At 66.0% G+C, this 22797-nt stretch carries 21 protein-coding genes and 1 other RNA gene; 8 read left to right on the forward strand and 14 right to left on the reverse strand.

The window, feature by feature from the left end; translation table 11 throughout:
• Positions 1-30 precede the first annotated feature (30 nt).
• Positions 31-846, forward strand: coding sequence for a sulfite exporter TauE/SafE family protein (locus FQV39_RS25960; protein WP_149132920.1), 816 nt, complete (start codon positions 31-33; stop codon positions 844-846).
• Positions 847-968: 122 nt separating this feature from the next.
• On the opposite strand, the gene FQV39_RS25965 is transcribed toward FQV39_RS25960, so the two are convergent.
• The 4 genes from FQV39_RS25965 to ssrS all read right to left on the reverse strand — a co-directional run bounded on the left by FQV39_RS25965 (position 969) and on the right by ssrS (position 3462).
• Positions 969-1715: a YebC/PmpR family DNA-binding transcriptional regulator gene (locus FQV39_RS25965; RefSeq protein WP_149132921.1), complete on the reverse strand. Its 747-nt coding sequence runs from the start codon at positions 1713-1715 to the stop codon at positions 969-971.
• Between the two features lie 103 nt (positions 1716-1818).
• Positions 1819-2643 carry a TIGR00282 family metallophosphoesterase gene (locus FQV39_RS25970; protein WP_149132922.1) on the reverse strand — a complete coding sequence of 275 codons (825 nt, stop codon included), beginning with the start codon at positions 2641-2643 and terminating at the stop codon, positions 1819-1821.
• Between the two features lie 53 nt (positions 2644-2696).
• The gene (locus tag FQV39_RS25975; protein ID WP_149132923.1) at positions 2697-3296 is read right to left on the reverse strand and encodes a 5-formyltetrahydrofolate cyclo-ligase; all 600 of its coding nucleotides are present in this window, start codon (positions 3294-3296) and stop codon (positions 2697-2699) included.
• A gap of 8 nt (positions 3297-3304) precedes the next feature.
• Positions 3305-3462, reverse strand: a non-coding RNA gene (ssrS, locus tag FQV39_RS25980) — 6S RNA.
• A 154-nt stretch (positions 3463-3616) separates the two neighbouring features.
• Here ssrS and ybgF point away from each other — a divergent pair.
• From ybgF to glmM, 4 genes are all read left to right on the forward strand, one after another.
• On the forward strand, positions 3617-4555 hold the full coding sequence (gene ybgF / locus FQV39_RS25985; protein ID WP_149132924.1) for a tol-pal system protein YbgF: 939 nt from the start codon (positions 3617-3619) through the stop codon (positions 4553-4555).
• Entirely contained in the window at positions 4552-5610 is a 1059-nt protein-coding gene (gene tilS / locus FQV39_RS25990) for a tRNA lysidine(34) synthetase TilS (protein WP_248313145.1), read from the forward strand. Before ybgF ends, tilS begins: the two co-directional genes overlap by 4 nt.
• A 109-nt stretch (positions 5611-5719) precedes the next feature.
• On the forward strand, positions 5720-7645 hold the full coding sequence (ftsH, locus tag FQV39_RS25995; RefSeq protein WP_149132925.1) for an ATP-dependent zinc metalloprotease FtsH: 1926 nt from the start codon (positions 5720-5722) through the stop codon (positions 7643-7645).
• A gap of 322 nt (positions 7646-7967) precedes the next feature.
• Positions 7968-9311, forward strand: a complete 1344-nt coding sequence (gene glmM / locus FQV39_RS26000; RefSeq protein ID WP_149132926.1) for a phosphoglucosamine mutase — start codon at positions 7968-7970, stop codon at positions 9309-9311.
• 120 nt (positions 9312-9431) lie between these two features.
• On the opposite strand, the gene FQV39_RS26005 is transcribed toward glmM, so the two are convergent.
• Positions 9432-10199 carry an SDR family NAD(P)-dependent oxidoreductase gene (locus FQV39_RS26005; RefSeq protein ID WP_149132927.1) on the reverse strand — a complete coding sequence of 256 codons (768 nt, stop codon included), beginning with the start codon at positions 10197-10199 and terminating at the stop codon, positions 9432-9434.
• A 130-nt stretch (positions 10200-10329) separates the two neighbouring features.
• Here FQV39_RS26005 and FQV39_RS26010 point away from each other — a divergent pair, with 130 nt between their 5' ends.
• Positions 10330-11367: an L-idonate 5-dehydrogenase gene (locus tag FQV39_RS26010; protein ID WP_149132928.1), complete on the forward strand. Its 1038-nt coding sequence runs from the start codon at positions 10330-10332 to the stop codon at positions 11365-11367.
• Between the two features lie 163 nt (positions 11368-11530).
• Here the strand turns inward: FQV39_RS26010 and FQV39_RS26015 are convergent, their stop codons facing one another.
• The 4 genes from FQV39_RS26015 to FQV39_RS26030 all read right to left on the reverse strand — a co-directional run bounded on the left by FQV39_RS26015 (position 11531) and on the right by FQV39_RS26030 (position 16156).
• A complete protein-coding gene (locus FQV39_RS26015; protein WP_149132929.1) occupies positions 11531-12676 on the reverse strand; it encodes an alpha-D-ribose 1-methylphosphonate 5-triphosphate diphosphatase in 1146 nt (381 codons plus the stop codon).
• A gap of 84 nt (positions 12677-12760) precedes the next feature.
• On the reverse strand, positions 12761-14434 hold the full coding sequence (locus FQV39_RS26020; RefSeq protein WP_149132930.1) for a formate--tetrahydrofolate ligase: 1674 nt from the start codon (positions 14432-14434) through the stop codon (positions 12761-12763).
• Positions 14435-14700: 266 nt separating this feature from the next.
• On the reverse strand, positions 14701-15387 hold the full coding sequence (locus FQV39_RS26025; protein WP_149132931.1) for a glutathione S-transferase family protein: 687 nt from the start codon (positions 15385-15387) through the stop codon (positions 14701-14703).
• A 19-nt stretch (positions 15388-15406) separates the two neighbouring features.
• Positions 15407-16156, reverse strand: coding sequence for a haloacid dehalogenase type II (locus FQV39_RS26030; RefSeq protein WP_149132932.1), 750 nt, complete (start codon positions 16154-16156; stop codon positions 15407-15409).
• A gap of 116 nt (positions 16157-16272) precedes the next feature.
• Between FQV39_RS26030 and gpmI the strand changes: the two genes are divergently transcribed.
• Positions 16273-17787 carry a 2,3-bisphosphoglycerate-independent phosphoglycerate mutase gene (gene gpmI, locus FQV39_RS26035; protein WP_210251143.1) on the forward strand — a complete coding sequence of 505 codons (1515 nt, stop codon included), beginning with the start codon at positions 16273-16275 and terminating at the stop codon, positions 17785-17787.
• 220 nt (positions 17788-18007) lie between these two features.
• On the opposite strand, the gene FQV39_RS26040 is transcribed toward gpmI, so the two are convergent.
• Positions 18008-18856 (reverse strand): outer membrane protein, encoded by an 849-nt coding sequence (locus tag FQV39_RS26040; protein ID WP_149132933.1) that lies wholly within the window; start codon positions 18854-18856, stop codon positions 18008-18010.
• A gap of 135 nt (positions 18857-18991) precedes the next feature.
• Between FQV39_RS26040 and FQV39_RS26045 the strand changes: the two genes are divergently transcribed.
• Positions 18992-19354 carry a hypothetical protein gene (locus FQV39_RS26045; RefSeq protein ID WP_149132934.1) on the forward strand — a complete coding sequence of 121 codons (363 nt, stop codon included), beginning with the start codon at positions 18992-18994 and terminating at the stop codon, positions 19352-19354.
• Between the two features lie 130 nt (positions 19355-19484).
• On the opposite strand, the gene FQV39_RS26050 is transcribed toward FQV39_RS26045, so the two are convergent.
• The 4 genes from FQV39_RS26050 to FQV39_RS26065 all read right to left on the reverse strand — a co-directional run bounded on the left by FQV39_RS26050 (position 19485) and on the right by FQV39_RS26065 (position 22673).
• Entirely contained in the window at positions 19485-19913 is a 429-nt protein-coding gene (locus FQV39_RS26050) for a low affinity iron permease family protein (protein WP_149132935.1), read from the reverse strand.
• Positions 19914-20205: 292 nt separating this feature from the next.
• Entirely contained in the window at positions 20206-21042 is an 837-nt protein-coding gene (gene fghA / locus FQV39_RS26055) for an S-formylglutathione hydrolase (protein WP_149134047.1), read from the reverse strand.
• A 208-nt stretch (positions 21043-21250) separates the two neighbouring features.
• Complete coding sequence (locus FQV39_RS26060; RefSeq protein ID WP_149132936.1) at positions 21251-22363, reverse strand: S-(hydroxymethyl)glutathione dehydrogenase/class III alcohol dehydrogenase; 1113 nt, start codon at positions 22361-22363, stop codon at positions 21251-21253.
• A 25-nt stretch (positions 22364-22388) separates the two neighbouring features.
• Complete coding sequence (locus FQV39_RS26065) at positions 22389-22673, reverse strand: metal-sensing transcriptional repressor (protein ID WP_149132937.1); 285 nt, start codon at positions 22671-22673, stop codon at positions 22389-22391.
• Between the last annotated feature and the right edge of the window lie 124 nt (positions 22674-22797).

A 22797-nucleotide genomic window follows, 5' to 3' on the forward strand; every position in this document is an offset into this window, starting at 1 on the left:
GAAAGTTGTTCTTGCCGGAGCGCGGCGGGCATGGTTCGCCGGATCAGACTTGCTCATGCCGACGCCATGCCCTTCAGCCTCTCCTCCTTCATGCCCGGACTCACCTTCGACGGCATCGCCGTGCTGCTGGCGGCAACGCTGCTCGGCGGACTGGTGCGCGGCTTCACCGGTTTCGGTTTCGCAATGGTGTTCATGCCGCTGGCTTCGGTGGTGCTCGGGCCAGTGGCGGCGCTGGGGCTGATCTGGTTCATCGACCTGCCTTTCGCCCTGCCGATCGCGGCGCGCAGCGCCAAGCGGGCCGAGTGGAGCGAGATCTTGCCGCTGCTGCTGACCGCGACGCTGGCCCTGCCGGCCGGCATCTGGCTGCTCACCTGGCTCGACCGCGAGACGATGCGCTGGCTCTTGGCCACGCTGGTGCTGATCGCGGTCGGGCTAATGGCCTCGGGCTGGCGCTATCACGGGCGCCCGACGATCTCGCTCTCGCTTGGGGTCGGCGCGCTGTCGGGGCTGTTCAACGGCATGGCCTCGATTGGCGGCATGCCGCTCGCGGTGTTCTGGCTTGGTGCGCAGCGCAACGACCGGCACAAGACGCGGGCCAATATGCAAGCCTTCTTCGGCGTCTCGACGCTGATCAGCGGCACGGTCCTGTGGTGGAAGGGCATCCTCAGCTTCGGCGCGCTGCTGATGGCGGTGCCGCTCTTCGCGGTCTACGGCATCGGACTCTGGGCGGGTACGCACGGCTTCCGCCTCGCCTCGGAGCAGAGCTTCCGGCGCGGCGCCTATCTGGTGATCTTCCTGAGCGCGCTGATCAGCCTGCCATTGTGGGATGCGGTGATCGGGCGGTGACAATCATGCGTCATGCTCGGGCTTGACCCGAGCATCTCGTTGTAGGGAGGCTCGAGAGCCTCATTCGGCAGGAGATTCTCGGGTCTGCGCTTCGCTTCGCCCGAGAATGACGCGCCCTGAAATCAGGCGCTGAGCTTCGCCATGATGTCGTCGGCGATCTCGAAATTGGCGAAGACGTTCTGGACGTCGTCGTCGTTGTCGAGCGCTTCCATCAACCGCATCATCGAGGCGGCTTTTTCCTCGTCGAGCGGGGCCGTCGTCGTCGGCCGCCAGACCGGCTTGGCCGAGGCGGGCGCGCCGAGCGCAGCTTCGAGCGCCTTGGAGACCTCGTTCAGGGCGTCGAAGGCGCAGGTGATGACATGGCCGTTCTCGTCGGAGACGACGTCGTCGGCGCCGGCCTCGATCGCGGCTTCCATCACCTTGTCGGCATCGCCAGCCTCCGGCGGATAGCTGACCTCGCCGACGCGGTTGAACATGAAGGAGACGGAGTTGCTCTCGCCCAGCGCGCCGCCGGCCTTGGTGAAGTAGGAGCGGACGGCGGAAGCGGTGCGGTTGCGGTTGTCGGTCAGGGCCTCGACGATGACGGCGGCGCCGCCCGGGCCGTAGCCCTCGTAGCGGACCTCATCGTAGTTGTCGCCTTCGCCACCGGCCGCCTTGTTGATGGCGCGCTGGATATTGTCCTTCGGCATGTTCTCGGCGCGGGCGGCGAGCACGGCCATGCGCAGGCGCGGGTTCATGTTGATGTCGGGCATGCCCATCTTGGCTGCCACAGTGATTTCGCGGGCCAGTTTCGAGAACAGCTTGGAGCGCACCGCATCCTGCTTGCCCTTGCGGTGCATGATGTTCTTGAACTGTGAATGGCCGGCCATGGGAGCTCGTTACCTTCGAAGGTTGCGGCAGAAAAATGCTGGAAGCCCGGCCTTATAGGCGCCGCCTCCTGCTCCGTGCAAGACAGGAGAGGGAGCGATGCCGTCAGGAAACCCAGGCGGTCGGCAGGGCCTCGCTGAGATGCGGGCCGATCCGCACGGCCCAGACCGCCTTCGCCAGCCCGGTGGCGTCGTCGATGTCGACTGCGACGCCGGAGAGCGTGCCCTCGCCGGTGGCCGGCTCCAGCCGCGCGCCCGGCACCTTCTGCAGGAAGCGGCGCACCGGCTCGTCCTTCTGCATGCCGAGCACGGAATCATAGTCGCCGCACATGCCGGCATCGGATTGATAGGCCGTGCCGGCCGGCAGGATGCGGGTGTCGGAAGTCGGCGCGTGCGTGTGGGTGCCGACGACGAGGCTGGCGCGGCCGTCAAGAAAATAGGCCATCGCCTGTTTCTCGCTCGTCGCCTCGGCATGGATGTCGACGATGACGGCATCGGCGACTTCGCCGAGTGGGCAGGCGGCGAGCTCACGCTCCACCGCGGCGAAGGGGTCGTCGAGCGGGTCCATGAAGAGCCGTCCCATGACGTTGACGACGAGAACGCGGGCGCCGTTGCGGGCCTCGATGACGGTAGCGCCACGGCCGGGCGTGCCCGGCGGGTAGTTCGCCGGGCGGATCAGCCGGTCCTGCCTGGTGATGAAGACAAGCGCCTCGCGCTGGTCCCAGGAATGATTGCCGAGCGTGATGACGTCCGCGCCGGCGGCGAGGACCTCGTCGCAAATCGCCTCGGTGATGCCAAAGCCACCGGCGGAGTTCTCGCCGTTGATGACGACGCAGTCGAGCTTCCAGGCTTCGCGCAGGGCCGGCAGGCGCTCCTGAACCGCAATCCGGCCGGGGCGGCCGACGATGTCACCGAGGAAGAGAAAACGCATGAGGCCATCCGGACGCAGTGAAACATCTTCACTCGCGCGAAGACGCGCGGGAATCAACCGCAGCGGATGGTTTCGCGTTCGGTGACAATCCAGTCGAGGCGCCGGTCGTGCGGCTCGTGCGGCACGGCCTCGATCTCCTGTGCGGCATAGCCGATGCCGATGCTGATGGTCGGCCCGAGCTCCGCCAGCGCACGGTCGTAATAGCCCTTGCCGTAGCCGATGCGGTAGCCGCGCCGGTCGAAGGCTGCGAGCGGCACGATCAGGATGGCAGGCTTCACCTCGGGCTCGGAGGGAGCCGGGACGAGCGTTCCGAAGCCGCCGGGCACGATCGGCTCGTAGGGCGCCCAGCGGCGGAAGATCATGCGCTTGTCGACGATTGCCGGGAGGCAGAGCGGCAACCCGCGCTCATGCAGGGCTTCGAGGATCGGGCGTGGATCGGCCTCCGAGCGCATCGGCCAATAGGCGGAGACCGGGCCGGCGCTGTCCCAGACGGGCAGCGCGAGGACACGGTCAGTAATTTCCGGATCCCATTCGAGCCGGCTGTCGAGATCCAGCGCGTCGCGGCGTGCCAGCGCGGCGTCACGAAGAGCGGCCTTGCGTGGGGAAGGGGAGGCCGGGGGTATGAAAGACGTATCGGGACGCGTGGTCGTCATGGTCAGGCTGCGGAGCCACCTCGGCCGTGGAGTTTTGAATCCCGGGACACCTACTAAAGTAGGTGGGCGCCGTGTGTCCGGTTCCGATGGATCCGGTCAGGGACAGCTCCCTAGGGAGTCGTATGGGCCCGGGGAATGCTGTCTCTCACGCACCAGGCAGCCCCGCTTCGCCAATGTAGGCAAGCCGCCGGCAAAGCGCCAGAGGCGATTTGCCGGCACGCAGCCAAATCTGCGGGGGCGCCATGAAAGTGTTCATATTTTGGCCGTGGTGAGCAGGTGATATAGGAAAGCGCGACATGTTCGGAAAACCGGTTTCATCGATGCTTTCTTCGATCCTTGCCCGTCATCTCTCCCGTCCGGGACTGACTGCGCTTGCCCTGGCCGCGGCGCTTTGCGGTGGTGCCGTGCCAGGTTCGGCACAGGATGCCGCCGACCTGCTGGTGCGCACGACGCGGCTGGAGAACCAGTTGCGCCAGATGTCCGGCCAGATCGAGCAGCTCCAGTTCGAGAACCGGCGCCTCAGCGAACAGCTCCGCAAGTTCCAGGAGGATGTCGATTTCCGCCTGAACGAGAAGGGCGGCGGGCGTTCAGGCACGGCCGCGCCGGGCGCTCCGCCGGCCGGTGGCGCTGCTCCCGCGCCACAGCGCCAGCGCCGCGGCGATGCCTTCGACCCAACGATGCAGCAGAGCGCGGCCGGCGCACCGCAGCAGCTTGGCGGCGGGATCGCCAGCATCATCGAGGATGACGATGGCGGCGGACCTGCCACGGGTCGGCCACTCGACCTGCAGGGCGTCGGGCGCCCGGTTCCGCAGGGCGGCCTGCAGCAGCAGGCCGTGCCGCGGGGCGCGAGCGTCGCGGCCGTCAGCGGTCCGCAGACCGCGAAGGACGCCTACGACCTCGCCTTCGCCTCGCTTCAGCGCAGGGAATACGAGCAGGCGGAGATGGGGTTTCGCCAGTTCCTGCAGAGCTATCCGCGCGACCGGCTGGCGGTTGATGCGACCTACTGGCTCGGCGAGAGCTATCTGCAGCGCCAGCGCTACCGCGAGGCGGCCGAGCAATTCCTGAAGATCTCGCGGGAATCGCCGAAGGCAACGAAGGCGCCGGACAGCCTGCTCAAGCTCGGCATGGCCCTGAACGGGCTCGGCGCCAAGGACCAGGCCTGTGCGACCTATGCCAAGGTCGGCGTCGATTATCCGTCGGCCTCCAATGCGGTGCGTCAGGGCGTGGCGCGCGAGCGGCGCCGCTCCGGCTGCGCTTGAGCGCGCTGCCGCAGAACGAGACGAATGTGCCGCCGGTCTCGCCTGTCGAGGCCGGCGAACTCTTTCTGGGGCTGACAACGGAAAGCGGCCTGCTCGTCGCGGTTTCAGGCGGGCCGGATTCGATCGCATTGCTGGGGCTGCTGGCCGATTGGGTGCGCACACCCGGCCGGCCGCTGCTCCATGCCGCGACCGTCGACCACGGCCTGAGGCCGGAAGCCGCCCAGGAGGCTGCCGCTGTCGCCGCACTCTGTGCGCGGCTCGGCGTGGCGCATGCGATCCTGCGCTGGGAAGGCGAGAAGCCGGCGAGGGGTATCCAGGCCGCGGCCCGGCACGCCCGTTACGCGCTGCTGGCGGGAGAGGCGAAGCGGCTCGGCGGCGCCGCGCTGGTGACTGCCCATACGCTCGACGATCAGGCCGAGACCATGCTGATGCGGCTCGCCCACGGCTCCGGCCCGTCCGGTCTCGTCGGGATGCGCGCGCGAACCGTGAAGGACGGTGTCGTGCTCCTGCGTCCTTTGCTCGGCATTCCGAAGGCACGGCTCGTTGCGACTGCCCGGGCGCGCGGACTTCCTTTTGTCAGCGATCCGAGCAATGCCGACCCACGCTTCGAGCGCGTTCGCTGGCGCGAGATCATGCCGGCTCTGGCGGAAGAGGGGCTGACGGCCGAGCGTTTCGGACGGATGGCGGAGCGTATGGCGCGTCTTGAAGACGCGGTGAGGCAGCGCGCGCTGGCCGTGTTTGCAGTGGTCGGCTTGCCGCGAGAGGTGGGTGAGGACCGGGTGCGGCTCGATTTTTCGGCGCTGATGGCTGAGCCGGACGAGATCGTTCTGCGCGTGGTCGGGCTGGCGCTTGACGCCGTTGCTGCCACCAGCGACCGCTATGCTCGGCTCGAACGGCTGGAGGATTGCGTGGCGGCGCTGCGTGTCGCTGCGAAGGCCGGATCTGCCTTGAGACGGACATTGTCCGGCTGCATGGTCAGGCTCGGAGGCGACGGCGTGCTGCTCCTCGAACGGGAGCCGCCACGTCGACGCGGCGTTCATCCTGCGACATCTTAGTGCCCTTGCGTCTTCTGTTTCCCTTGGCAAGGGCGAACGCCGCACCTAGATTAGTCGAGGAAACCCTTGGCCTTATCCGGTTGGTCCGGCAGGCCCGATCGGACTGGTGATGAATCCGAATTTTCGAAATTTCGCCCTCTGGGTGGTGATTTTCCTGCTTGTTCTGGCGCTGGTGACCCTGTTCCAGAGCCCGAGCCAGCGCGCCAGCAGCAACGAGATCCCCTATAGCCAGCTGATCAACGAGGCTGAAGCCGGGCGCGTCTCCAATGTCGTGGTCGCCGGACAGGAGATCTCCGGCAGCTTCTCCGACGGCCGCAATTTCGTGACCTATGCGCCGTACGGCGATCCCAACCTGCTGAAGACCATGGCGCAGAAGGGCGTGCAGGTGTCGGCCCGTGCACCGTCCGAAGGCACGCCCTGGTTCATGGCGCTGCTGGTCAACTCTCTGCCCTTCGTCATCTTCATCGGTCTGTGGATCTTCATGTCCCGCCAGATGCAGAACGGCGCCGGCCGGGCGATGGGCTTCGGCAAGTCGAAGGCCAAGCTGCTCACCGAGGCCCATGGCCGCGTCACCTTCGAGGATGTCGCGGGCATCGACGAAGCCAAGGAAGACCTGCAGGAGATCGTCGAATTCCTGCGCGATCCGCAGAAGTTCCAGCGGCTGGGCGGGCGCATCCCGCGCGGCGTGCTGCTCGTCGGCCCTCCGGGCACCGGCAAGACGCTGACGGCGCGCGCCGTCGCCGGCGAAGCGAACGTGCCGTTCTTCACCATCTCGGGCTCCGACTTCGTCGAGATGTTCGTCGGCGTCGGCGCGAGCCGTGTGCGCGACATGTTCGAGCAGGCCAAGAAGAATGCGCCCTGCATCATCTTCATCGACGAGATCGACGCGGTCGGCCGTCATCGCGGCGCCGGCCTCGGCGGCGGCAATGACGAGCGCGAGCAGACGCTGAACCAGCTCCTCGTCGAGATGGACGGCTTCGAGCCGAACGAGGGCGTGATCATCATCGCCGCGACCAACCGTCCGGACGTGCTCGACCCGGCGCTGCTGCGCCCGGGCCGTTTCGATCGCCAGATCGTCGTCCCGAACCCGGACGTCGCCGGCCGCGAGAAGATCCTGAAGGTCCATGTCCGCAAGGTGCCGATGGCGCCGGATGTCGACCTCAAGATCCTGGCCCGCGGCACGCCCGGCTTCTCCGGCGCCGACCTGATGAACCTCGTCAACGAGGCGGCGCTGCTGGCGGCCCGCCGCGGTAAGCGCATGGTGACCCATGCCGAGTTCGAGGACGCCAAGGACAAGGTCATGATGGGCGCCGAGCGCAAGTCGATGGCCATGTCCGAGGAGGAGAAGAAGCTGACCGCCTATCACGAGGCCGGTCACGCCATCGTCGGCCTGTATGTGCCGGCCGGCATCCCGGTCCACAAGGCGACGATCATCCCGCGCGGACGTGCGCTCGGCATGGTCAAGTTCCTGCCGGAGGGCGATCGTTACTCGATGAAGTTCAAGGAGTTCACCTCGCAGCTCGCGGTGGCCATGGGTGGTCGCGTGGCGGAGGAAATGACCTTCGGACGTGAGAACGTGACTTCGGGCGCCACCGGCGACATCCAGCAGGCGACCAAGATGGCCAAGGCCATGGTCACCCAGATGGGCTACTCCGACGAGCTCGGCATGGTCGCCTATGGCGACAATCAGGAAGAAGTCTTCCTCGGCATGTCGATGGGCCGCAGCCAGGCGGTCTCCGAGGCGACTGCCCAGAAGATCGACGCCGAGGTCAAGCGCCTCGTCGATCAGGGTTATGCCGACGCCAAGACGATCCTCACCGAGCACCACGACGAGTTCGTGCAGGTGGCCGAGGCGCTGCTCGAGTTCGAGACGCTGACGGGCGAGGAGATCCGCGATCTGATCGCGGGAAAACGCCCCTCGCGCGATCTCGACGACACGCCGCACGCCCCGCGCGGTTCGGCAGTGCCGAGCGCCGGCAAGGGCCGCAAGCGCGGCGAGCCGGATGCGGGCATGGAGCCGCAGCCGCAGGTGTGAGGCATCATCCGACAGAAAGCGAAAGGGCGGCCTCCGGGCCGCCCTTTTTCATGGGCCTGTCAGCCACGCCGTCATTGCGAGCGCAGCGAAGCAATCCAGGGGGACTGGGCTGAGCGTCTCACCCAGTCCCTCTGGATTGCTTCGTCGCTTCGCTCCTCGCAATGACGGCGTGGTTCGGAGCTGGAAGATCAGCGGCTGCCCTTGGGATCGGGCGCCACTGCCCACCTGTCACCTTCCGTCATAATTTGTGAGAAGGCGGAAAGGTTTTTTGGCTATAGAACGCGCATAATCGGGCGTTTCAGCCCCTCGGAATCAAAACGCAATGACGCGCAAATATTTTGGAACTGACGGCATTCGTGGGCGGGCGAACGGCGTCATTACGCCCGATCTTGCCTTGAAGGTCGGCCAGGCTACCGGCCTCGCCTTTCGCCGCGGCGAATATCGCCATCGGGTCGTGATCGGCAAGGATACCCGCCTCTCCGGCTACATGATCGAATATGCCTTGGTCGCCGGCTTCACCTCGGTCGGAATGGATGTGATGCTGCTCGGCCCGATGCCGACGCCGGCCGTCGCCATGCTGACGCGCTCGATGCGCGCCGATCTCGGCGTGATGATCTCGGCCTCGCACAACGCCTATGAGGACAACGGCATCAAGCTGTTCGGGCCCGATGGCTACAAGCTCAACGACGAGGTCGAGCGGGAGATCGAGGCGCTGATCGATGCCGATCTCGGCCCGCGCCTGTCGACTTCGCCGATGCTCGGCCGGGCCAAGCGCATCGACAGCGCCGATGCGCGCTATGTCGAGTTCGCCAAGCGGACGCTGCCGCGCAATTTGAGCCTTGAAGGCCTGCGCATCGTGCTCGATTGCGCCAATGGTGCCGCCTACAAGGTCGCGCCGCAGGCGCTCTGGGAGCTGGGCGCCGAAGTCATCACCATCGGCGTCGAGCCCGACGGCTTCAACATCAACCGCGAGATCGGCTCGACCCATCCTTCGACGCTGATCGAGAAGGTCAAGGAGCTGCGCGCCGATGTCGGCATCGCGCTCGATGGCGACGCCGACCGCGTGCTCGTCGTCGACGAGCACGGCCATATCGTCGATGGCGACCAGCTCATGGCCGTGATCGCGCGCAGCTGGATGGAAGACGGTCGTCTCTCGGCTCCCGGCATCGTCGCGACCGTGATGTCCAATCTCGGGCTGGAGCGTTATCTGGCGGGGCTCGGCCTGTCGCTGGCGCGCACGGCGGTCGGTGACCGCTATGTGCTGGAGCATATGCGCAACCACGGCTTCAACCTCGGCGGCGAGCAGTCCGGCCATATCATCCTGTCGGATTTCGGCACGACCGGCGACGGCCTCGTCGCGGCGCTGCAGCTGCTCGCAGTGGTCCAGCGGATGGACAAGCCGGTCTCGGAGGTCTGCCACTGCTTCGAGCCGCTGCCACAGATCCTCAAGAATGTGCGCTACAAGGCCGGCAAGCCGCTGGAGCAGCAGCCCGTCATCAGCGCCATCGAGGCGGCGAAGCAGTTGCTGGGCGACAGTGGCCGCCTGGTGATCCGCCCGTCGGGAACCGAGCCGGTGATCCGCGTCATGGCGGAGGGCGACGACCGCGACCTGGTCGAGCGCGCGGTGGACGATGTCGTCGAGGCGGTGACGAAGGCTGCGGCCTGACGGGCACCGTCATGCTCGGGCTCGCCCCGAGCATCTCCAGCCGGAAGAGGCTCCGCCACGATCCCGTCCAGAGATTCTCGGGTCAGCTGACGCTGCCCGAGAATGACGGCGGTGTGCTTCTCACACCACGGCGGTCAGGCCGCCATCGACCATCAGCAGGTGGCCGTTGACGTAGTCCGACGCCGCTGAGGACAGGAAGATCGCGGCGCCGACCAGCTCCTTGGTCTCGCCCCAGCGGTTGGCGGGCGTGCGGCTGCAGAGCCAGTTCGAAAAGGCCTCGTCCGCCATCAGGGCGGCGTTGAGCTCGGTGGCGAAGTAGCCGGGGCCGATGGCGTTGGCCTGGATGTTGTGCTTGCCGAGCTCGGCGGCCAAGCCCCGCGTCATCATCTTCACCGCGCCCTTCGAGGCGGTGTAGGGGATGATGGTGGCGCGGCCGAGCTCGCTCTGCACCGAGCCGATATTGATGATCTTGCCACGCTTGCGCGGCACCATCCGTTTCGCCACCGCCTGGGTGACGTAGAACACCGAATGCAGGTTGGTGTTCATCACCTCGTGCCAGCCCTCGACCGGAAATTCGGTGATCGGCGCGCGCTTCTGCATGCCGGCATTGTTGATCAGGATGTCGATCGGTCCGATGTCGGCCTCGATCGCCGCGACACCGGCCTCGACCGCCTTCTGGTCGGTGACATCGAAGGGAGCGATGGAGGCCTTGCGGCCGGCCGCAGTGAGCGCCTGCTGCGCCCGCTCGAGCTTGGCCTTGTCGCGGCCGTTCAGCACGACATGGGCGCCCGCGTCCGACAGGCCTTCCGCGAGTGCAAGCCCGATGCCCTGGCCGGAGCCGGTGACGAGCGCGATCTTGCCTTCGAGACTGAACAGCGACAGCGACATGGCGTATCCTCGCAGCGTTCTGGTGTGAGCAAATTCGGTTTGCGTAAAGCCTGCATCCTTGGGTAAGCAGGTTTCAATCGATTAGACAATGGCTGCGGGCAGGATTCCGCGGCTAAACCGGGAGCGAGAGATGCGGGCCGTCGTCATTCATGCCGAGAAGGATCTGCGTGTCGAGCCGACCACGGCGCCAGCGCTGGGACCACGCGACGTCCGCGTGCGGATCGAGGCCGGCGGCATCTGCGGCTCGGATCTGCACTATTATCTCCATGGCGGCTTCGGCACGATCCGCGTCCGCGAACCGATGATCCTCGGTCATGAGATAGCCGGCCGGGTCGAAGCGGTCGGCGGCGACGTTTCGCGGGTGAAGCCGGGCGACCGGGTTGCGGTCAATCCGAGCCGGGCCTGCGGCCATTGCCGCTATTGCCAGATGGGCCTGCAGCAGCACTGCTCGGACATGCTGTTCTACGGTTCGGCGATGCGCTTCCCGCATGTGCAGGGCGGCTTCCGCGACGTGCTCGTCGTCGAGGAGCGGCAGGCGGTGAAGGTGGCGCCTCATGTCACCGCCGCCGAGGCTGCCTTCGCCGAACCGCTCTCGGTCTGCCTGCACGCCGCCAAGCGCGCCGGCCCGCTGCTCGGCAAGCGCGTGCTGGTGACAGGGGCGGGGCCGATCGGTGCGCTCACCATCGTGGCGGCGAAGGCGGCGGGCGCCGCCGAGATCGTCGCGACCGATGTGGTCGACGGGCCGCTGCCGATTGCGCGCAGGATGGGCGCGACCGCGACCGTCAATGTCGCGGCCGAGCCCGAGCGGCTGAAAGATGATTACGGCGCGGAGAAGGGCGCCTTCGACGTGATGTTCGAGGCCTCCGGCAACCAGCATGCGCTGACCGGCGCCTTTGATGTGGTGCGGCCGGGCGGCGTCATCGTTCAGATCGGCGTCGGCGGGCAGTTCACGCTGCCGATGAATGTTCTGGTCGCCAAGGAATTCGACCTGCGCGGCTCCTTCCGCTTCCATGAGGAGTTCGATTGGGCGGTGGCGATGATCGGTTCGGGTAATATCGATCTCTCGCCGTTGCTGACGGCGACGATTCCGGTCGACCGCGCGGTCGAGGCCTTCGATCTGGCCGCAGACAAGTCGAGGGCGATCAAGGTGCAACTCGATTTTGCTTGAGTCCCGCGGCTCTTTTGTCTTGTTTGGAAACGCGCCGTCATTCCGGGCGGAGCGAAGCGGAGACCCGGAATCCATCATAGAGCGCGGAGCCTTACGATGGATTCCGGATCGGCGCAGCTTCGCCGCTTGTCCGGAATGACGGGCGTAGTTCTGCCCGAATGCCTCAGCCAGCGAGCAGGTCCGGATCGGCGAGATGGACGAGCCGACCGCCTGCGATCGTTGCCATCACGCGCGGCGTGGGCTCCGGCCTGACGATGACGAGGTCGGCCCTCAAGCCCGACGCGATCCGGCCGCGGTCGGTCAATCCCAGCGCTGTCGCCGGGTTCTCCGAGACCAGTTTCCAAGTTGCGGCGAAGGAGGCGGTGCCGCGCTCGGTGAGCAGGAAGGGCGCGAGCGGCAGCGCCGGATAGTAGTAGTCGGAGGCCAGGATGGTGCAGAGCCCCTGCCGCACCATCTCCTCGGCGGCCGGGCAGCCCGTATGCGAGCCGCCCCGCACCACGTTCGGTGCGCCGAAGACGACCGCTTCCCCAACTGAGGCCGCTTCGTGCGCCGTCGCCTCATTGATCGGGAACTCGGCGATGGCGATGCCGAGCGCGCGGTGTTCTCGCCGCATCTCAGGGCTCATATCGTCATGGGATAGGGTCGGCACGCCGGCCTTGCGCGCCGCCTCGGCCAGCCGCGCGATCGAGCCCGCGACCTCGCCCTTGCGGGCATAGACGCGATCGACCAGTTCCATGAACGCGTCGTGGCTCAGGCCGGTACGCTCGACCATCTTGCCGATCTTGTCCGGCCGGTGGCGGGATTTCAGCGTGCCTTCGGTGTGATCGTTGAAGGCGAGGACACCGATGCGCCCCTCGATCAGCCATGCGGCGATCTCTTCCTCGGCATCGAGGTTGAAGGTCTCGTGGCGCATGTGGAAGCGGGTATCGGCGCCCAGCTCCGGCTTGAGCGCAGCGATGCGCTCGACCAGCCGGCGGGCATTCTCCGCGCCGCGCAGGCCCGGCTCCCAGGACCAGGTGACGCCGTGGAAGGCGGTGGTGATGCCGCTCGCCAGCAGGGCGCGGTCGGCGTCGCGTAGCGCCAGGTCGATATCAAAGGCAACGCCCGGACGCGGCATGATGTGACGCTCGAAGGCGTCGCCATGGCAGTCGACGATACCCGGCAGGACCAAGCAGCCTTCGGCGTGGAGCACAAGATTCGCCGTCTGCGAGGCTCCGCCCAGCGAGGCGATCCGGCCTCCTTCGATCGAGACGTCCGTCGCTACGAGTTCGTCGAGGAGCGCCTGGGCGCCCGTGATCTTCGTGCTCATCTTCGCCGTCCCGCTGTCGATACCGAGGCGGGGCGCTTCGGTGAGTCATGTGACGAAGGCGTGACGGCTCCCATGGGTGGGCCGTCAGAACAACCCTTCGATCCGCCCCTGCGCGTCGATATGGATGCGCTCGGCAGCCGGCTGGCGCGGCAGGCCGGGCATCGTCATGATGTCCCCGCAGATCGCGACGACGAAGCCGGCGCCGGCCGAAAGCCTGAGCTCGCGCAGCGGCACGATGTGGCCGGAAGGCGCGCCTCGCAGCGCCGGGTCGGCCGAGAAGGAATATTGGGTCTTGGCGACGCAGACCGGCAGGTTACCGAAGCCGGCCGCCTCCAGCTCGGCGAAACGGTCGCGCAGCCTGACGTCGACGCTGACGCCAGCCGCCCCGTAGATCTCGCGGGCGATTGTCTCCAGCTTCTCGCGCAGCGGCATCTCGTCGGGGTAGAGCGGGGCGAAATCGGCCTCGTCCTCGTCGGTCAGCGCGGCAACCTTGCGGGCGAGTTCCTCTGCGCCGGCGCCTCCTTGGGCCCAGTGCCGGCAGATGATCGCCTCGGCGCCGAGATGGTTGCGGCAGTAGTGGCGGATGAGATCGTGCTCGGCCGCGGTATCGGTGGCGAAGTGGTTGATCGCGACGATCGGCGGCACGCCGAATTTGCGGATGTTTTCGACATGGCGCGCGAGGTTGGCCATGCCAGCTTCCAGCGCCTTGAGGTTCTCCTGGCTGAGCTGGTCCTTGGCGACGCCACCATGCATCTTGAGGGCGCGCACCGTAGCGACGACGACAGCCGCGGCGGGCTTGAGCCCGGCCTTGCGGCATTTGATGTCGAAGAACTTCTCGGCGCCGAGATCGGCGCCGAAGCCGGCCTCGGTGACGACGTAGTCGGCGAGTTTCAGCGCCGCGCGCGTTGCGATCACCGAATTGCAGCCATGGGCGATGTTGGCGAAGGGGCCGCCATGGACGAAGGCCGGCGTCCCCTCCAGCGTCTGCACCAGGTTCGGCATCAGCGCGTCCTTGAGCAGGACGCTCATCGCGCCGGTCGCCTTGAGGTCTGCCGCGGTGATCAGGCGTTTGTCGCGCGTGCGGCCGACGACGATACCGCCGAGACGCTCCTCGATATCGATCGCATCGTGCGCCAGGCAGAAGATCGCCATCACTTCGGAGGCAACGGTGATGTCGAAGCCGTCCTCGCGCGGAAAGCCATTGCCGGGGCCGCCGAGCGACGAGACCGTCGCGCGTAGCGCCCGGTCGTTCATGTCGAGCACGCGGCGCCAGGCGATGTGACGGGTGTCGAATTCCAGCCCGTTGCCCCAGTAGACATGGTTGTCGACCATGGCTGCGAGCAGGTTGTGGGCGCTGGTGATGGCGTGGAAGTCGCCGGTGAAGTGCAGATTGATCTGCTCCATCGGCACGACCTGGGCATAGCCGCCTCCCGCCGCGCCGCCCTTGACGCCGAAGCAGGGCCCGAGAGAGGGCTCGCGCAGCGCGATCATGGCGCGCTTGCCGATGCGGGAAAGGCCGTCTCCAAGACCGACGGTCGTCGTGGTCTTGCCTTCGCCAGCCGGTGTCGGGCTGATCGCGGTGACGAGGATCAGCTTGCCGTCCGGCCGCGTTTCGAAGTCGGGGATCGCCTGCGTGTCGATCTTGGCGATATGCTTGCCGTAGGGATTGAGCGCCTCCGAGGGAATGCCCGCCTGCTCGGCAATGGCGGCGATCGGTTGAAGCGTCGCGGCGCGCGCGATCTCGATATCGGTCGGCATCCGTCCTCTCGGAGACTGTGCTCGCTCCGCGCCTCCCCGGGGGCAGAGCCGCGGCGACACTGGCGCGAAACGCCCGTCGCCGCCAGCGCTTTTGCCGCGGTGGCAGCCATGATGCACAGGCGGTGCGGTGCTGCCGAGCACAACGCACCGTCATTCTCTGGCGGCCACAGGGAGACCCGAGAATCTCCAGCCGGAAAGGCACCGGAGGCTCCGTGTCCGGAGATGCTCGGGTCGAGCCCGAGCATGACGGAGAGCCCGAGCCGCCTTCAGGCGACGAGGTGGGCGTTCTGCGGGAACAGGTACTTGAATGCTTCCGCGTCGAAATCGGCCTTGAAGGCGAACTGGTCCTTGAGCGCGACCGCGCGCTGCGCTGCAGGGCGCTCCGAGATCTCGTCGAGATGGCGCTTCACATGCGGGAACATCTCGGGCCAGGCATCGCCCACCGCGAAGGAGAGGCGGGTCGCCCAGCCCCAGACCGACATGTCGACCAGCGTGTAGACGTCCCCGAGCATGTAGCGGCGCCGGGCGAGGAGATCGTTGATGATGCCCCAGTGCCGCTCTGCCTCACGGGAATAGCGGTTGATGGCGTAGGGAATCTTCTCCGGTGCGAAGCGGCCGAAATGCACGGCCTGGCCGCAATAGGGGCCGATGCCGGTGGCGACGAACATCAGCCAGGACAGCATCTCGCCGCGCGCCTTCGGCGTGTTCTCGGGCAGGAACTGCCCGGTCTTCTCGGCGAGGTAGAGCAGGATCGCGTTCGAGTCGAAGACAGTCACGTCGCCATCGGTGAGGGCCGGAGTCTTGGCGTTGGGGTTGATGGCGAGGAATTCCGGTTTGAACTGGTCGCCTTTGCGCGTGTCGACCGGCACCATCTCGTAGGGCAGGCCGGCTTCCTCGAGGAAGAGCGCGATCTTCGCCGGGTTTGGGGAGGGGTGGTAGTAGAGCTTGATCATGGGGCTCCTCGGCGGTGCTTCAGGCCTGTCTCAGTGCGGCGACATAGGAGACGAGATCGGTCAGCGCCGCAATGGTCACGTCGGCCTGAAAGCCGAGCTGTTCGGGCTGCATCCTAAGGGCCTTGAACATCAGGGCGGGGTCGATCGTCGCGGCCGTTTCCAGCTCGCTGCGCAGCCTGCTGGCCGGCACGCGCTCGATGCGGGCGACGTGGAAGCCATGCGACTTGGCACCGGCGATGTCGAAGCCGTTGGAGGAGATGAAGAGGATTTCGTCGCGCGTCAGGCCGAGCCGCTTCTCGACATAAGCGTAGCCGCGCGGGTCGGGCTTGTAGACGCCGATCTCGTCGACGCTGATCACGGTTTCCAGCAATTCGCCGATGCCGGCATGGGCGACGAGCCGCTTCAGCATCGCCGGGCTGCCGTTCGAGAAGATGGCGAGCCGGTGGGAGGCTAGTCCTTCCAGCGCCGACCGCGCCTCCGGATAGAGGGCAAGCGCATCATAGGCCTCGGCAATCTGCCAAACGAGATCCGGCGGCGCCGAGAGGCCGAGCGTCCGCAAGGTGAAATCGAGCGAGTCGCGGGTGACGGTCCAGAAGTCCTCGTAGCGGTCCATCAGGGCGCGCAGCCAGGTGTATTCGAGCTGCTTCAGCCGCCAGATCTGGGTGATCGCCGCACCGTGCCCCGGAAATGCCCTGTCGGTGACGCCTGCGACGGACTGCACATCGAACAGCGTGCCATAGGCATCGAAAACCAGCGCCTTGATCGTCATCGCTGCCTCCCATCGGGGCTTCGCCGCGGTTCCGCCGCTTTCTTAGCACTCGCATAGGCGAGGTGGTGCGTGATATCCGCACAAGCACCTTTCACAGATGCCGACAGGTCAAGCCGATGCCGCCTCGCCCCGTGATGCTGATGATCCTCGATGGTTGGGGCTGGCGCGAAGCGAGCGAGAACAACGCGGTCCGTCTGGCGAAGACGCCGAATTTCGATCGTTTCTGGGCCGCGAACCCGCATGCCTTCCTGCGCACGTCAGGGCTCGATGTCGGGTTGCCCGAGGGCCAGATGGGCAATTCCGAGGTCGGGCATCTCAATCTCGGCGCCGGCCGGGTGGTGATGCAGGACCTGCCGCGGATCAACCAGGCGATCGCCGACGGCTCGATCGAAACGGCACTCGCCGCCTCCGGTCTCGTCGCGGAGCTCAAGGCGAATGGCGGCGCCTGCCATCTGCTCGGCCTGGTCTCGCCGGGCGGCGTCCATGCCCATCAGGACCATGCGGTGGCGCTTGCCCATATCCTGGCAAAGCAGGGCATCCCGGTTCGCGTCCATGTCTTCACCGACGGGCGCGATACGCCGCCGCAATCGGCTGCGGAATACGTCAAGGCCTTTGCCGCCGCACTGCCGGCGGGAGCGACCATCGCCAGCGTCTGCGGCCGTTATTACGCGATGGACCGCGATAATCGCTGGGAGCGGGTCGAGAAGGCCTGGCGCGCGATGGTGCTGGGAGAGGGCGAGGCCTTCGCCACGGCCGATGCGGCGATCGCGGCTGCCTATGCCGGCAAGGTCACCGATGAGTTCATCCTGCCGGCGGTGATCGGCGGCTATGCCGGGATGAAGGATGGCGACGGGCTGCTCAGCTTCAACTTCCGTTCGGACCGCATCCGCGAGATCCTGAACGCGGTGCTGGAGCCGGACTTCACCGGTTTCGCGCGCCCGCGCCGGCCGCAGCTCGTCAAGGCGGTCAGCATGACCTCCTACAGCGCCGAGCTCGACAAGATCATGCCGGCGCTCTTCCCGCCGCAGACGCTCGCCAACGGTCTGGGCGAGACGGTTGCGAAGGCGGGCCGGACACAGATCCGCATGGCGGAGACGGAGAAGTATCCGCACGTCACCTATTTCTTCAACGGCGGCGAAGAGACGCCCTATGCCGGCGAGGAGCGGGTGATGGTGCCCTCGCCCAAGGTGGCGACCTATGACCTGCAGCCGGAGATGTCGGCGCCGGAATTGACCGCCAAGGCGGTCGAGGCGATCGGGTCCGGCCGCTATGACCTCGTCGTGCTCAACTTCGCCAATCCCGACATGGTCGGCCATACCGGCGTGCTGGCCGCGGCGATCAAGGCGGTCGAGACGGTCGATGCGGGCTTGGGCGCGATCGCCGAGGCGGTGCAGCGGCAGGGCGGGGCGCTGCTCGTCACGGCCGATCACGGTAATGCGGAATTGATGGTCGATCCGCAGACCGGCAAGCCGCATACGGCGCACACGACCAATGTCGTGCCGCTGATCCTCATTGGCGGACAGGCCAAGGCGCTGGCGGACGGACGCCTCGCGGATATTTCGCCGACCTTGCTGGCATTGATGGGGCTGGAGCAGCCGGCGGAGATGACCGGGCAGTCGCTGCTGCGCTGAGGCTGCCGCAGAACTCATTGTTCGTCGTCATCCCGGACAAGCGGCGAAGCCGCGCCGATCCGGGATCCATCGTAGAGCGCCGGAGCCCTATGATGGATCCCGGATCTCCGCTTCGCTGCGTCCGGGATGACGCGCATGTAGGCCGGCGCGAGGGGAGCGGAATAGCAAAACGGCGCGGAGATGATCCGCGCCGTTTTGTTTTGCAGTCGTTGGGTCAGTCTCAGTACTTGCGCACCACCGGCGGCGGCGCATAGGCGACCGGGGTAGGACCGCAGCAGTTCGGATCGCCGAAGTTCCAGCGCATGCCGATGCGGAAGTCGTGGCTGTCGATGTCTTTGGCCTTGAGCGGGCCGTAGTTCTCAGCGAGGAACGCGTTCTGGATGCGGCCCGACTGGCCGTCGCCGAGGTTGAGGTAGCGATAGCCGAGTTCGAGGGTGAGATTCTTGTTCACCTCGTAGCCGACGCCGGCCATGAGCGCCCATGCGACATTGGTCTTGGTGCCGTTGTTCGCATAGCCCAGCGTCGGGAAGCCGGCGACGGAGCCTTGGTCGGTCAGGCCGCTGATGCGGTTCTGCGTGAAGCCGATGCCGGCGCCGATATAGGGCGTCAGGCAGTTCCAGGTGCCGAGGTCGATGTAACCGTTGAAGAGTGTGACCAGCGAGGACAGGTTGGCCTTGTAGGTGTTGCTCTGGAAGTCGTTGATGAAGGGGTTGAAGACGATGTCGTTCACCCCGATCGACGAAGAACCGCGATATTCGCCGGTGACGTCGAAGCGAAGCCAGTTGTTGAAGCGGTAACCGATGCCGAGGCCGGCGAAGAAGGCCGAATTGTCGGTCTTGCCGAAGAAGTTTCCGCCGAACTGGACGACATCGTCCTGATGAAACTTGCTCACGGTCTGGACGCCGACGCCGACATCGCCGCGCAGATAGAAGCCGCTGGAGATCGTGCCCTTGAGGCCGAGGGGCTCGGGCGGGGGAGGCGGGGCGTAGGCCAGATCGGCTGCGTGCGCCGCGACGGAGGCGCCGAGGGCCAGGCCGCCCGCCAGTGCGAGAGTTTTCAGGCTGCCCATGGCAGTGTCCTTCGCGTTTGCGCGGCGCAAGAACGCAGCCCGCGCGAGTTACCAACGGGAAGGAATCTGGCAGATATTTCTTAAATGACCCTTAACCCTAACTGCTAACCTTACTTTTGCCTGAAGATTGCCCGGATGCTTAACGAAATCTTGTTCGTTCGGGAGTTGATCGAGATCCGGAGCGGGGGCAACAGCAGGGAAATTGCCTGGTCACTGGCAGGGCAGAGTCGCATTCAGCTTGCTGCAGATGATCGGCAGCGACAGGCTTCTGAAGAAGCTGTGAAAGCGTTGGGGCGCCCGAAAGGCGAGGCGGTTGCCGTCCTGCCAGACTGGGACGACCGTGCCGTTGAGACGCGCGGTCATCGCAGCAAGCCGCATTCTGTCGATTGCGGCCTCCTGCGCCACGCGGGACTGCGCGCCGAAGGAGCTTTCGACCGGAACGATCACAAAGAAGTCGCCCCGCTCATTCAGGTGAGCGATCCGCACATCCATCATTGATAGGCCGCACCCGTGACCCTCTGGGCATAGTTGGCCTTAAAGAGCGTTAAGCGGCATCCTTCATTTGGATGAATTGCGCGCATGACAGTCGATTTGAGCGGCCCAAGCCCGTCTTCGCGACGTCTGCGGGTCAGGCTGGAGCGGACAGTCGGCTTTCTGTGCCGCGGGCAGTTTTGCGCGCCTTGGCCGCCATATCCTCGAATTCGCTACGGATCTTTTCGATCTTTTCTTCGTCGAGCTCCTCGAGGTCGAGCAGTTCCTCGCGTGCGCCCTCGAGCTTGCAGATCAACTCGTCGAGCTTGATCTGCATCGCGGCCGTATCGCGATTCTGGCTGTTCTGGATGATGAACACCATCAGGAAGGTGACGATGGTCGTCGAGGTGTTGATGACGAGCTGCCAGCTGTCATTGAAGCCGAAGAACGGCCCTGAGAGCGCCCAGACCACGATCAGCGCGGCGGCGCCGAAGAAGGTCTGGGGCTTGCCGGTCCAATGCGCAACGCCCTGCGAAAGCCGGGTGAAAAAGGAGCGATCGCTCTGCGGCAATCGGCGCTTGGCCATGGCGTGTTCCCGGGTCGAACAAGGCTGTGCTGACAGCTTCAACGCGGCCGGGGGGCTGTCGTTCCGCTGCGGTGCCTAGAGCACGCGCCGATCTGACTGCAACACAGTCAGATCGGAGAACGCATTCTCTCACTTAAGTTGAGAGACGGATTCACCGATCAGGTTGTTTCAACCTGATCGGATCCGGCTCTATAGCATCGGACCGAAAAGTGGAATCCACTTTTCGGAAAAATCCGATGCGATAACAATTACATAGATCACCGTTACCGCGTCCGATAGGACGCGCGGCGATCTAGGCGAACAGCCGCTCGGCGTGCCAGGCAATGTGCTGCGCCATGAAGGTCGAGACGAAATTGTAGGAATGGTCGTAGCCGTCCCGCATCGTCAGCTGCAGCGGGATGCCGGCCGTGGCGCAGGCGATCTCGAGCAATTGCGGGCGCAGGCCCTCATCGAGAAAGCCGTCGGCGGTACCCTGATCCACCAGCAGGTCCGGGATGCGATGCCCGTCCGCGATCAGCAGGGTGGAATCATAGGCGCGCCAGCTCCTCTCGTCGGGGCCGAGATATTTCTCGAAGGCGGGCCGGGACCAGCCTGCCGTCGAGGGCTGGGTGATCGGCGCGAAGGCGGAAACTGAAGCGTAGCGCCCGGGATTCTTGAGCGCGAGCGTGATCGCCCCATGCCCACCCATGGAGTGGCCGAAGATGCCCTGCCGGCTCATGTCGAGCGGAAAGTTCTTGCTGACCAGCGCGGGCAGCTCGTCGCGGATATAGCTCTCCATCCGGTAGTTGCGGGCGTAGGGCTCCTGCGTGGCGTCGAGGTAGAAGCCGGCCCCCGAGCCGAATTGCCAGTTGTCGGGTTCATCCGGCACGGCTTCGCCGCGCGGGCTGGTGTCGGGGCAGATGATGGCGATGCCGTTGGCGGCGGCTGCAGCGCGATATTCGCCCTTGTCCACCGCGTTCTGATGGGTGCAGGTCAAGCCCGAAAGATACCAGAGCACCGGAACCGGCCCATCCTCGATCTGGTGCGGCAGATAGATCGCGAAGGTCATCGGGCAGGCGCAGGCCGCGCTCTCGTGACGGTAGACGCGCTGGGAGCCGCCGAAGGCCTTGGAGGAGGAGAGGAGTTCCATATGGGGGCCTTTCTTGTGGCGCGCGACCTTTGTCATTCCGGGGCGATCCGCCAGGATTGAACCCGGAACCCACGACCGGGCGAGCCCTTGCCCGATCGGCTTATCCAAGCGTTGTGCCCAGCCGTGGGTTCCGGGTTCAGCGCTCCGTGCTGCCCCGGAATGACGGAGGATGTCTACTGCCCACCCTATGAGGCGGTAAGACGGCGGCTCAATAGACCACGACGCTGCGGATCGACTTGCCCTCATGCATCAGGTCGAAGCCGTGATTGATCTCCTCCAGCGTGAGCTTGTGGGTGATCAGGTCGTCGATGTTGATCTTTCCTTCCATATACCAGTCGACGATCTTCGGCACGTCGGTGCGCCCGCGCGCGCCGCCGAAGGCGGTGCCTTTCCAGACGCGGCCGGTGACGAGCTGGAACGGGCGGGTGGCGATTTCCTTGCCGGCCTCGGCGACGCCGATGATGATCGACTCGCCCCAGCCGCGATGGCAGCATTCCAGCGCCTGGCGCATCACGTTGGTGTTGCCGGTCGCGTCGAAGGAGAAGTCGGCGCCGCCGCCGGTGAGATCGACGATCGCCTGGACGACCTTGTCGTTGCCGATCTCGGCCGGGTTGATGAAGTCGGTCATGCCGAACTTCTCGGCCATGGCGCGCTTGGCGGGGTTGATATCGACGCCGATGATCTTGTCGGCGCCGACCATGCGGGCACCCTGGATGACGTTGAGGCCGATGCCGCCGAGCCCGAAGACCACGACATTCGCGCCGGGCCAGACCTTGGCCGTGTAGATCACCGCGCCGATACCGGTCGTCACACCGCAGCCGATGTAGCAGATCTTGTCGAAGGGCGCGTCCTCACGGACCTTGGCGAGGGCGATCTCGGGCAGGACCGTGAAGTTCGCGAAGGTCGAGCAGCCCATATAGTGGAAGACCTCGCCGCCGTCGCAGGAGAAGCGGCTCGTTCCATCGGGCATGAGGCCTTGCCCCTGGGTGGAGCGGATCGCCGTGCAGAGATTGGTGCGGCGCGACAGGCAGGACTTACAGCTGCGGCATTCCGGTGTGTAGAGCGGGATGACATGGTCGCCGGGCTTCAGCGTCGTCACGCCGGTGCCGACCTCGCGGACGATGCCGGCGCCCTCGTGGCCGAGGATCGCCGGAAACTTGCCCTCGGAATCCAGGCCCGAGAGCGTGTAGGCGTCGGTGTGGCAGATGCCGGTCGCCATGACCTCGACGAGAACCTCGCCGGCCTTCGGCCCGCCGATCTCGATGGTTTCGATGGTGAGCGGCTTGCCGGCTTCCCAGGCGACGGCGGCACGTGTCTTCATCGGGTGTTTCCTTCCTTGCGAACGGTCATTTCAGATAGGGGCGGATGACCCGGATGATCGCGGCGATCTCGTCGCTATCGTCGGGCGGTGTCTTTGCTGGTCCGGCGGTGCCGTGCAGGGTTTCGCGCAGATGGCTCTCCAGCACTTCCGCCATCAGCCCGGTCGCGGCGCCGCGCAGCGCGGCGAGCTGCTGGAGCAGGGCGCCGCATTCCTCGCCGCGTTCCACGGCGGCGATGAGGGCGTCGGCCTGCCCCCTGATCCGGCGCAGCCGCGTGACGGCGCGCTTCTTCTCTTCCGGCGTATGGGGCATGGGAACGTGTCGAGCTTCGATCCGCCGATTACGCTATGGTACTCGGGGGGAGTATGTCAACGCAGGCGGCTTGCCGACATGAAAAAGGGCGGCAGCGTTGCCGCTGCCGCCCATTAGAGCATGC

Source organism: Bosea sp. F3-2, from assembly GCF_008253865.1.
Taxonomy (GTDB): Bacteria; Pseudomonadota; Alphaproteobacteria; order Rhizobiales; family Beijerinckiaceae; genus Allobosea.

What these genes read in the sequence shown, in the direction of transcription:
- FQV39_RS26030 (WP_149132932.1), bottom strand. Translation starts at nt 16,156, where the DNA reads ATGACGATCAAGGCGCTGGTTTTCGATGCCTATGGCACGCTGTTCGAT.
- FQV39_RS26045 (WP_149132934.1), top strand. Translation starts at nt 18,992, where the DNA reads ATGCTTAACGAAATCTTGTTCGTTCGGGAGTTGATCGAGATCCGGAGC.
- FQV39_RS26065 (WP_149132937.1), bottom strand. Translation starts at nt 22,673, where the DNA reads ATGCCCCATACGCCGGAAGAGAAGAAGCGCGCCGTCACGCGGCTGCGC.
- ybgF (WP_149132924.1), top strand. Translation starts at nt 3,617, where the DNA reads ATGCTTTCTTCGATCCTTGCCCGTCATCTCTCCCGTCCGGGACTGACT.
- fghA (WP_149134047.1), bottom strand. Translation starts at nt 21,042, where the DNA reads ATGGAACTCCTCTCCTCCTCCAAGGCCTTCGGCGGCTCCCAGCGCGTC.
- FQV39_RS26010 (WP_149132928.1), top strand. Translation starts at nt 10,330, where the DNA reads ATGCGGGCCGTCGTCATTCATGCCGAGAAGGATCTGCGTGTCGAGCCG.
- ftsH (WP_149132925.1), top strand. Translation starts at nt 5,720, where the DNA reads ATGAATCCGAATTTTCGAAATTTCGCCCTCTGGGTGGTGATTTTCCTG.
- glmM (WP_149132926.1), top strand. Translation starts at nt 7,968, where the DNA reads ATGACGCGCAAATATTTTGGAACTGACGGCATTCGTGGGCGGGCGAAC.
- FQV39_RS26020 (WP_149132930.1), bottom strand. Translation starts at nt 14,434, where the DNA reads ATGCCGACCGATATCGAGATCGCGCGCGCCGCGACGCTTCAACCGATC.
- gpmI (WP_210251143.1), top strand. Translation starts at nt 16,273, where the DNA reads ATGCCGCCTCGCCCCGTGATGCTGATGATCCTCGATGGTTGGGGCTGG.
- FQV39_RS26025 (WP_149132931.1), bottom strand. Translation starts at nt 15,387, where the DNA reads ATGATCAAGCTCTACTACCACCCCTCCCCAAACCCGGCGAAGATCGCG.
- FQV39_RS25960 (WP_149132920.1), top strand. Translation starts at nt 31, where the DNA reads ATGGTTCGCCGGATCAGACTTGCTCATGCCGACGCCATGCCCTTCAGC.
- FQV39_RS26040 (WP_149132933.1), bottom strand. Translation starts at nt 18,856, where the DNA reads ATGGGCAGCCTGAAAACTCTCGCACTGGCGGGCGGCCTGGCCCTCGGC.
- FQV39_RS25965 (WP_149132921.1), bottom strand. Translation starts at nt 1,715, where the DNA reads ATGGCCGGCCATTCACAGTTCAAGAACATCATGCACCGCAAGGGCAAG.
- FQV39_RS26005 (WP_149132927.1), bottom strand. Translation starts at nt 10,199, where the DNA reads ATGTCGCTGTCGCTGTTCAGTCTCGAAGGCAAGATCGCGCTCGTCACC.
- FQV39_RS26050 (WP_149132935.1), bottom strand. Translation starts at nt 19,913, where the DNA reads ATGGCCAAGCGCCGATTGCCGCAGAGCGATCGCTCCTTTTTCACCCGG.
- FQV39_RS26060 (WP_149132936.1), bottom strand. Translation starts at nt 22,363, where the DNA reads ATGAAGACACGTGCCGCCGTCGCCTGGGAAGCCGGCAAGCCGCTCACC.
- FQV39_RS25970 (WP_149132922.1), bottom strand. Translation starts at nt 2,643, where the DNA reads ATGCGTTTTCTCTTCCTCGGTGACATCGTCGGCCGCCCCGGCCGGATT.
- FQV39_RS25975 (WP_149132923.1), bottom strand. Translation starts at nt 3,296, where the DNA reads ATGACGACCACGCGTCCCGATACGTCTTTCATACCCCCGGCCTCCCCT.
- FQV39_RS26015 (WP_149132929.1), bottom strand. Translation starts at nt 12,676, where the DNA reads ATGAGCACGAAGATCACGGGCGCCCAGGCGCTCCTCGACGAACTCGTA.